This window comes from Anaeromyxobacter soli (genome assembly GCF_022808855.1).
In the GTDB taxonomy this organism is placed as follows: domain Bacteria; phylum Myxococcota; class Myxococcia; order Myxococcales; family Anaeromyxobacteraceae; genus Anaeromyxobacter; species Anaeromyxobacter soli.
In genome coordinates this window covers 190721-202827 of sequence record NZ_JAKZLF010000003.1, presented here as the reverse complement: position 1 = coordinate 202827, position 12107 = coordinate 190721, and the positions used below count along the sequence as shown (strand labels likewise).

General features: G+C 76.3%; 11 protein-coding genes. 3 read left to right on the top strand and 8 right to left on the bottom strand.

The genetic code is table 11. From position 1 onward, the window contains the following. The first annotated feature begins 27 nt into the window (after positions 1-27). On the top strand, positions 28-1431 hold the full coding sequence (locus MLV88_RS04305) for a HAMP domain-containing sensor histidine kinase (protein ID WP_242337367.1): 1404 nt from the start codon (positions 28-30) through the stop codon (positions 1429-1431). A gap of 44 nt (positions 1432-1475) precedes the next feature. Here the strand turns inward: MLV88_RS04305 and MLV88_RS04300 are convergent, their stop codons facing one another. Continuing rightward, positions 1476-2945, bottom strand: a complete 1470-nt coding sequence (locus MLV88_RS04300; protein ID WP_242337369.1) for a carboxypeptidase-like regulatory domain-containing protein — start codon at positions 2943-2945, stop codon at positions 1476-1478. A gap of 163 nt (positions 2946-3108) precedes the next feature. Between MLV88_RS04300 and MLV88_RS04295 the strand changes: the two genes are divergently transcribed. Further along, the gene (locus MLV88_RS04295) at positions 3109-4110 is read left to right on the top strand and encodes a DUF3187 family protein (protein WP_242337371.1); all 1002 of its coding nucleotides are present in this window, start codon (positions 3109-3111) and stop codon (positions 4108-4110) included. 20 nt (positions 4111-4130) lie between these two features. Here the strand turns inward: MLV88_RS04295 and MLV88_RS04290 are convergent, their stop codons facing one another. From MLV88_RS04290 to MLV88_RS04265, 6 genes are all read right to left on the bottom strand, one after another. Further along, positions 4131-5084 carry a ketopantoate reductase family protein gene (locus MLV88_RS04290; protein ID WP_242353130.1) on the bottom strand — a complete coding sequence of 318 codons (954 nt, stop codon included), beginning with the start codon at positions 5082-5084 and terminating at the stop codon, positions 4131-4133. Between the two features lie 71 nt (positions 5085-5155). Further along, positions 5156-6496 carry a sigma-54-dependent transcriptional regulator gene (locus tag MLV88_RS04285; protein ID WP_242360129.1) on the bottom strand — a complete coding sequence of 447 codons (1341 nt, stop codon included), beginning with the start codon at positions 6494-6496 and terminating at the stop codon, positions 5156-5158. A 9-nt stretch (positions 6497-6505) separates the two neighbouring features. Further along, positions 6506-7747: a sensor histidine kinase gene (locus MLV88_RS24470; protein WP_242337376.1), complete on the bottom strand. Its 1242-nt coding sequence runs from the start codon at positions 7745-7747 to the stop codon at positions 6506-6508. Continuing rightward, positions 7747-9141 (bottom strand): hypothetical protein, encoded by a 1395-nt coding sequence (locus MLV88_RS04275; RefSeq protein ID WP_242337379.1) that lies wholly within the window; start codon positions 9139-9141, stop codon positions 7747-7749. The genes MLV88_RS24470 and MLV88_RS04275 overlap by 1 nt, the downstream gene beginning before the upstream one ends. A gap of 1 nt (position 9142) precedes the next feature. Next, the gene (locus tag MLV88_RS04270; RefSeq protein ID WP_242337381.1) at positions 9143-9739 is read right to left on the bottom strand and encodes a hypothetical protein; all 597 of its coding nucleotides are present in this window, start codon (positions 9737-9739) and stop codon (positions 9143-9145) included. After that, on the bottom strand, positions 9736-10185 hold the full coding sequence (locus MLV88_RS04265; protein ID WP_242337383.1) for a hypothetical protein: 450 nt from the start codon (positions 10183-10185) through the stop codon (positions 9736-9738). The genes MLV88_RS04270 and MLV88_RS04265 overlap by 4 nt, the downstream gene beginning before the upstream one ends. Positions 10186-10501: 316 nt before the next feature. On the opposite strand from MLV88_RS04265, the gene MLV88_RS04260 reads away from it, so the two are divergent. After that, the gene (locus MLV88_RS04260; protein WP_242337385.1) at positions 10502-11131 is read left to right on the top strand and encodes a hypothetical protein; all 630 of its coding nucleotides are present in this window, start codon (positions 10502-10504) and stop codon (positions 11129-11131) included. Positions 11132-11176: 45 nt separating this feature from the next. Here the strand turns inward: MLV88_RS04260 and MLV88_RS04255 are convergent, their stop codons facing one another. After that, positions 11177-11989: a cation transporter gene (locus MLV88_RS04255; protein ID WP_242337386.1), complete on the bottom strand. Its 813-nt coding sequence runs from the start codon at positions 11987-11989 to the stop codon at positions 11177-11179. Positions 11990-12107 lie beyond the last annotated feature (118 nt).

The following is a 12107-nucleotide window of genomic DNA, read 5'->3' as shown; positions in this document are numbered from 1 at the left end:
ACGAGGAGCCTTCGTACGAAGACGAGCTTGCAGGCGAGCCTCATCGCCGTACTGGCCGGTTTCGCCAGCCTCGGGGTCCTTGCGGCCGGCGCCTTCGGCGTCATCACGGCGGCGCTGCAGGGCGCGAACGGCGCGATCCTCGCGTCTGCCGAGAGCGTGCGCGAGGCCGAGGAGGCGGCGATCGATCTGCTCGTGCACGCGCGCTCGCGCGATGCGCTCGTGCGCATGGATCACGAGCGGCGGCTCGCCTCGCACCTCGTCGACGCCGACCGGCTGCTCGCGACCCAGGAGGAGCACGCCGCGGCGCACGAGGCGGTCGACGCGGTCGGGGAGTACCTCCTCGCGAGCCGGATGGGCGCGCCTGGCATCGAGGAGCGGCTGGAGCGGGCCTACGCCGCGGTGGGGGCGCTCGTCGACGTGAACATCGCGCACGCCCGGGCGGCGCGCGCGAGCGCCGCCCGCTGGCAGCGGATCGCGAACGTCGCCGGGATCTCCCTCGCGCTCACCCTGGTGCTCGCGTCGGGGGTGCTGGGGTGGTGGCTGAAGACGCGGGCGCTCCGGCCGGTGCTGGAGCTCTCCGACGCGCTCGCGCGCTTCGGCGGGGGAGACCCGCTGGTGCGGGCGCGCGAGGTGGGACCGGAGGAGGTCGCTCGGATGGCGCGCGACTTCAACCGGATGGCGGACGCGCTCGCGCGGCAGCGTCAGGGACAGGCGGCGTTCCTCGCGAGCGTCGCGCACGACCTGCGCAACCCCATCTCCGCCCTGAAGCTCACCGCGGCGGCGGTGCCGCCCGGCGGTCCGTTGCCGCCTGAGGTGCGCATGCGGCGCGCGTTCGAGGTGGTGCGCCGGCAGGCGACGAAGCTCGAGCGGATGCTGAACGACCTCCTCGACACGGCGCGCATCGAGGCGGGCGAGGTCGAGATGCGCGTGGAGCGGGTGGACCTGCGTGAGCTCGTGCGCGCCGCGCTCGAGCTCTTCGAGGGCACCTCGCCGGGCCACCGGCTCGTGTCCGAGGTCCCCGATCACCCCGTGCCCGTCTACTGCGATCCGCTCCGGATCGAGCAGGTGCTCGCGAACCTGCTCTCGAACGCGATCAAGTACTCGCCCGCCGGGGGCGAGGTGCGGGCCACCCTGCGCGTGGCGTCCGGCGAGGCCGTGATCCAGGTGGCGGACCAGGGGATCGGGATCTCGGAGCGCGACCGGGCGACGATCTTCGAGCCGTTCCGGCGGACCGGCAGCCTGCGGTCGGCGGTGGCGGGCACGGGGCTCGGGCTCTACGTGGTCCGGCGGCTCGTCGAGGCGCACGCCGGCTCCGTCGCCGTCGCGAGCCTGGAGGGGACGGGCACGATCTTCACCGTCCGGCTGCCCCTCGCGCACGACGCGCCGCGGCTCGCCTCCGAGAACGAGTCGGCCGCGCCCGCGGCGCCCTGAGGCGACGGCGGACGCGGCCGGGGATCGATCGCCGAGGAGGACCGTCAGGGCACGATGAAGACGCCCTTCAGGTCCTCGGTCTGCGAGATGTACTGGGTGACCGGGCTCGAGGCGCCGGGCGGGGTGCAGAGGCCCTTCACCGACTTCACCTTGAACTGGTAGTAGCCGGGAGCGAGCGTGCCGGGATACGTGAACGTCGGCGTCCCTCCGCTCACGCCGGGGATCCGCGTGGGGGGGAGCACCTCGTTGCCGAAGGCGTCCACCACGGTGATCTCGTAGGCCGTCTCCGAGCTGTCGTCCACCCAGGAGAAGATGATCGGGCTGGCCGTGGTGAGGAGCTCCGGGCCGTCCGCGCCGGGAGAGATGACGTCGAGCGAGCCCGTGATCTTGAAGGTCTCGAGCGACACCGGCTGCGCGCCGGTCACGTCGAAGTGCACGAGCTCGGTCCCACCCTGGCAGACGTCCGGGTCGCGCACGAGGAAGTCGTTCTCGAACGCCGCGAGCGCGACGTAGCGGCCGGGCGGGACGCCCGCGATCTCGAAGGCGCCGTCGAGGTTCGGCGCCGTGCTCGGCCCGGGAGCGCGCAGGCCAGGGGGCGTCTCGCCGCGGAGGAGGGCAGGGTCGAAGGTGGACTCGACGACGAGGACCACGGACGTGCCCGTGCCGGCGCCGCGGTTCACGAGGCTGACCTGCCCGGTGACCTTCGCACCCGCCGCCCCGGAGACGAGGGAGAGATCCACGTCGGTCACCGCATCCGCGGCCACCGTCGCGGTCCGGGGAGCGTGGACCGCGCCGCGCGCGTACGCCTGGACCGTGTAGTCGCCGGGGGCGAGGTTGAAGATCGCGTAGTCGCCGTTGCGGTCGGCGAGCGCGCTCGACCCGGGTCCGCCCGCGGCGGGCTCCGCGACCACGAGCACGCCCGGCTGGTTCGCCGGGACCGCGGCCGTGCCGGAGATCGTCCCGGTGCCGGCGGAGGGGAGCTCGAGCAGGCCCACGTCGGTGGTCTGCGGGTCGGCGAGCTCGTAGCGCCCGTCCACGAGAGCGGCCGCGGCGGTGTTGACGGGCAGCGCCTCGCGGATGCCCGACGGGAACGTCGCGTATCCCGCCGCGTCGGCGCGGAGGAAGACGTCGCGCGCGACCGGCTTGCCGTCCTTCGACCGGGCGTTCGCGACCTGGATGCTGAAGTCGCCCGCGGCGTCGGTGATCGCGACGGTGCTGATGGGCGAGCGGTTCGCGTCGAGCGCGACCACGCGGGCGCTCTCGATGCCCGCGGCGGTGCCGAGGTCGAACACGTTGCCGCGGATGACGAGCGGCTGCGTGCAGAGGCTCGTCCCGCCCTCGAGCACCTCGCACACCTGGCCGGAGGCGCAGCCGGTCTGCTTGGCCACGTCACACGAGGACTTCTTGTCGGAGCCGCCGCAGGCGAGCGTCGCGGCGAGCGCCGCGGCGAGGGCGAGCGGGGTGAGGCGCTGAGGTCTGCGGAGCACGGAGTTCCTCCAGGATTCGGGCTTCATGCGTCCCTTCTTACAACGACACGGGCGGCCCGTCGCGCGCACGGCCGGCTGCCGGCCATGCGGCGATGAGCGGCGATGTGCCGCCATGTGCGCGAGCGATCCCCGCGGGCGCGACGCTCGCCGGCGCTGGCGCTCCGCTGATCGGGAGGGAAGACGTACCGGTGTGAGAGCGCTCGCCGCGATCATGGCGCTCGCGCCGATCTGCGGGGCCGTCCGCGCCGGCGCGGTGGACGCCCCCGCGGGCGCAGCCGCCGTGGCTCCGCCGCCCCTCGCGTGGCAGGAGCCGGCGCCGCTGGCGCGGCTGTTCCTCCAGCTCCCCTTCGAGGCGCCGGAGACGCTCGCGGCCCGGCGGCTCGCGCTCGAGCTGCGCCTGCTATACGCCAACAGCCTCCTCGTCGCGGAGAACGAGCGGTTCACCCTCGACGTCCACGTCGAGGCGGCGCAGCCCACGCTGTTCCTGCGCCGAGGGATCGCGCGCGGGGTCGAGGCGCAGCTCGCGGTGCCCTTCGTGGTGGACTCCGGCGGCTTTCTCGACCGGGCCATCGAGCTCGCGGAGCGCCTGTTCCACGCGTCGAACCCGCAGCGAAGAGGCCGTCCCCGGAACGTCGCCCGCTTCGAGCTCGCGCGCCGTGGGGGCGGCGAGGTCTCGCGGGACGGCCCGGGCGCCGGCGTGGGAGACGTCTGGGCCGGGCTCAAGGTGAGCGTCGCGAACCTGGGACGCGGAGCGCTCTCCGTGCGCGGCGCGCTCAAGCTCCCCACGGGAAGGCTGCCCTACGGGAGCGAGGAGCTCGATCTCGGCGCCAGCGTGCTCGCGGGCTTCCGCTGGACCGCGAGCGCGGTGCGACTCCAGCTCGACCTCGGGGTTCCCACCGCTCGCCTTCCGGAGGTGAACGTGACGACGCGACCCTACGGCGCGGCGAACCTGGGCTGGACGCTGGGCCTCGGGGAACGCGTGGCGCTCCAGGTCCAGGCGAGCGGCCATCTCTCGCCGCTCGCCGGCTCCGGCCTCGGCCAGGTCGACCGCGCGACGGCTTACGTGCTCGGGGGAGCGACGTTCGCGCTCGCCCGCCGCGTCGAGCTGCAGGCGGGGATCGCGGAGAACGTCTTCAGCCCGTACCGTGGGGCCGACCTCACGCTCCTCGTCGGGCTCCGGTCGCGGCCGTGAAGCCCGCCGCGGCGTCGCCGTCAGGTCCGCGTGAACGGCTCGATCCGCCCGCGCGCCGCGAGCTCCTGCGGGAGCAGCGCCGCGAGCAGCGCCTCGTGGACCGGCGCCGGTACGCCCGCGGCGCGGGCGAGGCGCACCACCGCCCCGGGCTGATCTTCGAGCTCCGACGGACGGGCCGCGCCGACGTCGCGCTGCATGGAGATCGTCCCGTCGGGCTGGACCCCGTCCACGCGCTTGAGCGCCCGGGCGGCGGCGTCCGGCGGGAGGGCCACGCCCCGCGCGCGGGCGAGCGCGGCGATCTCCTCCTGCGCCGCGGCGAGGAGGGCGCGGGTCTCGGGGACGGCGCGGAGGACGCCCACGGGGGCGCGCGTCACGGCGCCGATCGCCCCGAGCGGCTCGACGAAGAGGAACTTCTCCCAGATGGCGGTCTCGATCTCCGGGGTGACCGCCGCCTCCGCGCCCGCGGCCCTCAGGACCGCGGCGACGGCCTCGAGGCGCGGGGAGGGCGCCGCGGCGAGGGCGCCTCGCTCGCCCATGGCGAGGCGCGGGGGTGGCCCGACGTGCTGCACGCGCCCCGCGCCGGCGATCCAGGAGAGGACGTTGATGGTCCCGCCCGCGACGTGCTCGGGGCCGAGCGCCTCCGCAAGCCGGTCGGCCGCCTCCACGCCGTTCTGCAGCGGGACGGCGACGCCGCCCTGCGCGACGAGCGGCGCGAGGGAGGGGGCGACCTCCGCGATCTGCCACGCCTTCACCGCCACCAGCACCGCGTCGGCCGGTCCGAGCGCACCGGGCGCTGCGTCCGCGGCGACGCGCACGGTGAACGCGCCGAGCGACGAATCGACCGCGAGCCCGTCCCGCCGGATCGCCTCGAGGTGCGCGCCGCGCGCGACGACGGCGACCTCGACGCCCGAGCGGGCGAGCAGCCCCCCGAGCAGCCCGCCCACGCCCCCTGCTCCGACGACCACGATGCGCATCCGGGCTGTTTAGCAAAGCCGCCGCACGCCCGCACGTTCGCCGTGCAGCGGGCGCCGACACCGGCAGCCGCTCACGGCACGTCGGACTCCGGGCCGCCCTCGCCCTCGTGGCTCGCGAGGAGCGAGTAGAGGCGGCGCCGGGTGACGCCCAGCATCCGGGCGGCGTGCGTCTTGTTCCCGCCCGCGCGCTCGAGCGCGGCGTGGAGGAGCTCGCGCTCGAGCGCGTCGAGGCTGAAGCCCTCGACGAGCAGGTCGCCCACGCGGCGCGCGCGCTGCGCGGTCCCCGGGGCGACGTGCTCCGCCCGGAGCTCGTCCTCGCCGGCGAGGATGAGCGCCCGCTCGAGGACGTTCTCGAGCTCGCGCACGTTCCCCGGCCAGCGGTGCTGGACGAGCCGCTCGCGCGCGCTCGGGCCGAGCTTCTCGGGCGGCAGGCCGCGGGCGGCCAGGAAGCGCTCCGCGAGGGGGAGCACGTCCTCGCGCCGGTCCCGCAGCGGCGGCACCGCGATGGCGAACACGTTCAGGCGGTAGAACAGGTCCTCGCGGAAGGCGCCCTCCGCGACGGCGCCCGCGAGGTCGCGGTTCGTCGCGGACACGACCCGCACGTCCACCGTCCGCTCCTCGGTCGCGCCGAGCGGCACGAAGCGGCGATCCTGCAGGAAGCGCAGGAGCTTCACCTGCGTGGGCTGGGTGATCTCGCCGATCTCGTCCAGGAACAGGGTGCCGCGGTCCGCGGCGGCGAGGTGGCCGGCCTTGCGCTGGGTCGCGCCGGTGAAGGCCCCCTTCTCGTGGCCGAAGAGCTCGCCCTCGAGGAGCGTCTCCGGCAGCGCCGCGCAGTGCACCTCGACGAGCGGGCCGGCGGCCCGGCGCCCCTGGTAGTGGATGAACCGCGCGAGCTGCGACTTGCCCGTGCCGCTCTCGCCGAGGAGCAGCACGGTCGCGTCCGTCGCCGCGACCTGGCGGGCCGCCTGCAGCGCCGCGCGCATGGCGGGGCTCTCCGCGACGAGCTCGGGCGTGAGCCGGGCGACGAGCCGGGCCTCCCGCGCCTCGGCGCCGCGCTGCGAGACGAGGCGGCGGACGCGGAGCCGGAGCTCGTCCATGGAGAACGGCTTCGTCACGTAGTCGACGGCGCCCGCCTTCATCGCCTCGACCGCCGACTCGGCGGAGGCGTAGGCGGTCATGACGATCACGTCGGGCGGCTGCGGGAGGGCCCGCGCGGCGCGCAGCACGGCGAGCCCGTCCACGTCTGGCATGCGCAGGTCCGTGACCACGAGGTCGAAGCGCGAGGCCGCGAGCCGGACGAGCGCGTCGCGCCCGGAGGTGGCGCGCTCGAGCTCGTGTCCGTCGAGCTCCAGCATCTCGGCGACGAGCTTCCCGAGCTTCGGCTCGTCGTCCACGACCAGGATCCGCGCCATGAGAGGCTCCTATCCAGTGCTCCGGGGCAGGCGCACCTCGAACGCAGCGCCCGGCCCGGGCCCCGCGACGAGCCGCAGCTCGCCGCCGTGCCGCTCCACGATCCTGCGCGCGATGGCGAGCCCCAGCCCCGCGCCGTCCTTGCGCCCCGTCGCGAACGGCTCGAACAGCCGCGCGCGCAGCGCGGGATCGATCCCGCGCCCGTCGTCCCGCACCTCGAGGACCACCGCGCCGTCCACGGCCGACCCCCGGATCTCGATTCGCCTGGCGCCGGCCTCGGCGGCGTTCTGGAGGAGGTTCGAGAGCACCTGCCGCAGGCGCGCGGGATCGGCGCGCACGGGGAGCGGCGGGACCGCGAGCCGGACCTCCACCCGCGGGTGGGAGCGCGCGAGCCCGCGGGCGGCCTCGTCCGCCACCGCGGCCGCGTCCAGCTCCGCGGGCGAGATCGACGGCTCGCGCGCGAGGTCGAGGAAGTCGTCGGTGAGCCGCCGGAGCCGCTCGACCTCGCCGAGCACGTCCTCCAGCGCCTCCCGGTCGCGCGGGCCGAGCGCGCCCGCGGTCCGCTCGCGGACGAGCTCGACCGCACCGCGGATCACGCCGAGCGGGTTGCGGATCTCGTGGGCGACCATGGCCCCCATCCGCGCGAGGGCGTCGCCGCGCGCGGCCCGCTCTGCGCCGACGCGGCGCTGCGCCTCGCCGCGCGCCCAGTGGATCCCGAGCGCGGCCAGGCTCAGCGCCCCGAGCACCGAGACGACGACCGCCACGAGGAGCGCACGCCGGACCCCCGCCCGCGCCTGCGCGAACGACTCGCCCGCCTCGAGGGCCAGCACCGCGCGGGGGGCGTCCGGTCCCCGGATCGGGAAGTAGCCGGTCGCGACGGGCAGGTCGCCGACGGCGTACCCGAACGCGATCGAGGCCTCGCCGCGGAGCGCGCGCGCGACGCGACCCGCGTCCACGCGCAAGAGGTCCGCCCGCGCACCCGCGGGCCCGGTCGCGTCGGCGAGCACGACGAGCTCCGGCGAGAGCACGTACGCTCCCTCGAGCGCGTTCGCCGTCATGATGGCGCGCAGGCGCTGGGAGGTCGGGGGGACGTCGGCGAGGAGCTCGGCCGCGGCGGTGCCCGCGCCGCGGAGCCGCTCCTCGAGGACCCGATCGAGCGCGCCAGTCGCGGAGCGATGCAGGGACAGCGTCGCGGTGAGCGCGACGGCGAGGCCGACGGCGGCCGCGGCGAGGGGAATGCGCGCGAGGGACACTACCGTCCCAGCGTGTAACCGATCGCCACCGAGGGCGCGACCTGGTCGTAGGAGAGGGCGTCGACGTTGGACAGCGCGTGCCGGCCGACGACGCCCGCCCGCGCGATCCAGCGGTCGGCGAGATCCACCTCAAGGAACGTCGCGCCGTCGAGGTAGGTGTCGCGGCGCCGGGCGCCGAGCGCGGCGTCGAACGCGTCGTAGGACCGGAAGGTGAGCCCGAGATCGACCCCCAGCCGGGCGCGCCCGAGGAGGACGCGCGCCTCGGCGCGCGGGCCGTGCTCCCAGAAGGAGAGGACGGGCTCGTCCGCGGCGTCCCGCGCGCCGGCGTACGCGACGCCGAGCCGGAGCCGCGAGGTCGCGTCGAGCGAGGCGCGCGCCTCGGCCCGCTGCAGGACTCCGGAGAACGGCGACCAGTTGCCGGCGTAAGACTCGAAGCGCACGGCGTAGCTTCCGGTCACGGCCGCCCGGCCGCGGCGCAGCCAGCCCGAGGCGAGGAGCCGATGGGCGCCCAGGTAGTCCTCTCCGCCGAGGGCCCGGTGCGCGTACTCGTACTCCGCGGCCGCGCCACGGTTTCCGGCGCGGAGCTGCCAGCCGGCGGCCGCCTCGACCCCGCCCAGATCGTACGCGTCGAGCCGGGCGAGCTCGTGCCAGAGCCCGCCGGCGCGCAGGTACGGACCGCGGGCGCCTCGCGGGCGCCACAGGGCCGAGGCGGAGAGCGACGCCGTGCCGTCGGACCTGGGCGCGACGCCTTCGGGGCCGCCCGGGCCCAGGTTGACGTTCGAGTCCCAGCCGGACTCGGCGAGGAACGACAGGACGAGCCGGCCATCTCTCCGGGCGAGGCGGGCGAGATCCAGGGCGGGGCTCGCGAGCGCCGGGTTCGCCGCCGCGCCCTCGAGGAGCGACGCGGCCCGCGTCCCGTCGCCGGCGCGCAGCGCGACGAGCCCCAGGTAGAAGCGCGCCTCCTCGCGGTGCGCGGGCTCCCGCTCGGCCGCGCGCAGGAGCCGCTCGGCGGATGCGTCGTCGCCCAGCTCGTAGCGGGCGATGCCGCCGAGGAGCGCGGCCGGGGCGCTGCCATCCGCGGCGAACGCCGCCTCGAACGCGCGCGCCGCGCCCGCGAGATCCTCCGCGTCGAGCTTGCGGAGGCCCTCCTGGAACGGGTCCTCGCCGCGGGCGGCGCAGAGCCGCGCGAGCGCGGCGCGCGAGGCCGCGTCGACGGGATCGCGCGCGAGCGCCTCGCGGTACGCCGCCGCGGCGCTGTCCCGCGCCCCCGCGGCGAGCTCGGAGTCGCCGACGGCGCGGTAAGCCTGCGCGGCGGCCGGATCGGGCGGGAGCGGCTCGACCGGCGCGCAGGGATCCATGGCGGCGAGCGCGAGCGAGAGGAGGGGAGCGAGCACCTCAGCCTCCGTTCCGCGGCGTGACGTCGCCGTCCGGGTCCGCGGCTCGCGTCGTGCCGGCTCGCGTCGCGAGCGCGTCCGCCTCCCGGCAGTAGGCCGCGGCGAGCGCAGCGCGGCCTTCCGCGCGGCGGGCCTGGCAGCGGGCGCGGTACCAGGCGAGGGTCGTCTCCGAGGGGGCCGCCGCGAGGGCGGGGGCGAGCTCGGCGCGGATGGCGCGCGCCTGCTCGGCGATGCGCGGGCCGGAGCGGTCGCCGAGGCCCGCGAGGAGCCGGTCGGCGCAGGTGTAGAGCCGGGCGCCGTAGCAGGCCAGGGCGCGGTAGTAATCGTGGAGCGGAAGGCCGCCGTCGCCGGCGGTCTCGAACGTCTCGACCGCCTCCTCGAAGCGGTCGAGCTTCACGAGCGCCGCGCCCGCGTACCCGGCTGCCTCCGGCTCCCCGAGCTTCTCGGCGACGCGGAACTCGACGAGCGCCGCGTCGTAGCGCTCGGCCCGGAAGTGCGCCGCTCCGGCGAGGAGATGCGACTCGGCGCCGCCCGCCGGCGCGTTCGCGGCGACCAGGACTGCGAGGGCGGCGGCCTGCAGCACGACGACTCCGCTCATCTCCCGCCCATGTGGCCGCCGTCCATGCCACCGCCCATGTGACCGCCTTCCATCCCGCCGTGCATCTCGCGCGTGCGCACCGCCCCGGCCGCGTCGCGGCAGTCACCCGCCGAGTCCCCCGGGTGCATCCCGCTCCGGTGGCCCGCGTCGGCCCCGTGGTCGCGGTCGCGACCGACGTGGCGCGCGCGCTGCTGCTCGCCGTGACGGGCGGCGCGGTCGTGGGCGGCCCGCGAGGCCTCCTCGCGGCGCTCCCGCTCGGCGCGGGCACCCGGTGCCATCAGGTCGCCGTCGGGGAGCGAGGGCGGGCGCTCCGGAAGCGACGCGCGCTCGAGCAGGGCCTCCCGGACCGCCTCGTGGGCGGCGCGCATCGTCTCGTCGTCGGCGGAGGCGGCGAGAGGGCCGAGCGCGGCGGCGAGGGCGAGGGCGGCGAGGGGGGCTTGGCGCATGGACTCATTCTCCTGGGAGCCGCCCGCGGCGGCAACGATGCGAAAAGCACGCTTCGTGCCGCTCGCAACCCGGCGCGGACGCCGGGGATTCGCCCCGCCGGTGTCCCGTGCAGTACGGTCGAGCGTACCGGATGGTACGGTGCCGCGTGCCCCGGCCGCGCTCACATCCGCCTGAAATGCAGCCGTTTCGGGGCTGCGGCAGCGGTGGCACGCCGACTGCGATGGAGAGGGGTCGCGGCGCGCCGGAGCACGCCGCGGCCCGGAGCCGGAGGCGAGCGCCTCTCCGCGGAGTACCTCGCTCGCAAGAGGTAGAGACGTGAGGACGAAGAGCTGGATGTTCGGGATCGTCGCCGCGCTGGCGAGCGCGTGCGGCGGCGCGGAGAGCGGCGGAGTGGACACGCAGGTCCAGGCGTACCAGGCGGCGCGGGGGGACCTCGCGACGGCGGTCCAGACCTACCAGTCCGAGGCGTCCACGGCGAGCACCACCGACGCCTGCCAGGCGGCGCAGGCGCGGTACGGCGCGGCCGCCGGCCCGGCGCTGGAGCGCATGCGCCAGATGAGCGGCGCGCTCGCGGGCGACGGCCAGCACATGGGTGGGACGAGCGGAATGGGCATGACCGGCGGGATGGGCATGCAGAGCGGCGGCGCCGATCTCTCCTGCGGCGTCGCGGCGATGACGACGGAGCTCGCCCGCCACCAGGCGGTAGCGTGCGCCGGGGACGCCCTCGCGAACCACGCGGAGATGCAGCAGCACCTCTGTCAGATGAGCGGCTGGCTCGAGCAGCAGCGCGTGCGCTGCCAGGCGATGCTGGGCGAGGGCACGGGGCCGGGCGCCTGCCTGGCGAACCCCGACGGGACGTACGCGATGGGCGCCTGCGCCGACGGCACCGCATGTCCGTACGCGTGCGACGGCACCGCCGGCGTGCAGCCCGCCGCGGCACCCTGAGCGACGGGCGGAGGACGCCGGCCGCCCCGCGCGGCCGGCGTCCTCTCAACGTAGCCGCAGGATCCGGATCCCGCCCACGAGCACCATGGCGGCGACCGCAGCGCCGACCGCGAGGTCGGGCAGCCGGGAGCCGGTGATCGCGACGAGGGCGCCCGCGAGGATGACGCCCAGGTTCGCGAGCACGTCGTTCGTCGAGAAGATGACGCTCGCCTTCATGTGCGCGCCCCCGTCGCGGTGGCGCGACACGAGGAGGAGCGAGGAGACGTTGGCGGCGAGCGCGAGGAGCGAGATCCCCATCATGGCGGGGGCCTCGGGCGCGCTGCCCGCCGCGAGCCGCCGCACGACGTCCCCGAGCGCCCCCAGCGCGAGCGCGGCCTGCAGCCAGCCGGAGACGTGCGCGGCCCGGACCTTGAGCGCCGCGGGCTTCCCGACGGCGTAGAGCGCCAGCGCGTACACCGCCGCGTCGGCGAGCATGTCGAGCGAGTCTGCGACGAGCCCCATCGACTGCGCGAGCCAGCCGGACACGAGCTCCACCGCGAACATCGCGGCGTTGATCGCGAGGACCGCGCGGAGCGTCCCCGCCTCCCGAGCGTCCGTGTCCACCGCGCCGGCGCTCGCTGCCGCCGCCTCGCTCCGAAGGACCACTGCGCCGAGCCCGAGCGGCACGAGGCGGGCGAGGAGCGCGGAGGCGTCGCCCCCGTGCACGACGGCGACCTCCCGCGCGGCGAGGTCGAAGCGGAGCCCTCCGATCTCGGCACCGTCGAGCGCCATCCGGATGAGCCGCTCCTCGGACGGACAGTCCATCTTCGGGACCGAGAACAGGGTGCGGCGCAGCGTCACGGGGTGAGGGGAGCCCATCGGCCGTTCGTTACCGCGTCCGCGCCGTGATGGCCACCTTCGCACCGCCAGCCCGCGGGGGAACCCGCTCGCCGCCGCGACGGGAGAGGCGACCGCCAGGCGCCTGGATTAGCACCCG

What these genes read in the sequence shown, in the direction of transcription:
- MLV88_RS04300 (WP_242337369.1), bottom strand. Translation starts at nt 2,945, where the DNA reads ATGAAGCCCGAATCCTGGAGGAACTCCGTGCTCCGCAGACCTCAGCGC.
- MLV88_RS04290 (WP_242353130.1), bottom strand. Translation starts at nt 5,084, where the DNA reads ATGCGCATCGTGGTCGTCGGAGCAGGGGGCGTGGGCGGGCTGCTCGGG.
- MLV88_RS04285 (WP_242360129.1), bottom strand. Translation starts at nt 6,496, where the DNA reads ATGGCGCGGATCCTGGTCGTGGACGACGAGCCGAAGCTCGGGAAGCTC.
- MLV88_RS04270 (WP_242337381.1), bottom strand. Translation starts at nt 9,739, where the DNA reads ATGAGCGGAGTCGTCGTGCTGCAGGCCGCCGCCCTCGCAGTCCTGGTC.
- MLV88_RS04265 (WP_242337383.1), bottom strand. Translation starts at nt 10,185, where the DNA reads ATGCGCCAAGCCCCCCTCGCCGCCCTCGCCCTCGCCGCCGCGCTCGGC.
- MLV88_RS04255 (WP_242337386.1), bottom strand. Translation starts at nt 11,989, where the DNA reads ATGGGCTCCCCTCACCCCGTGACGCTGCGCCGCACCCTGTTCTCGGTC.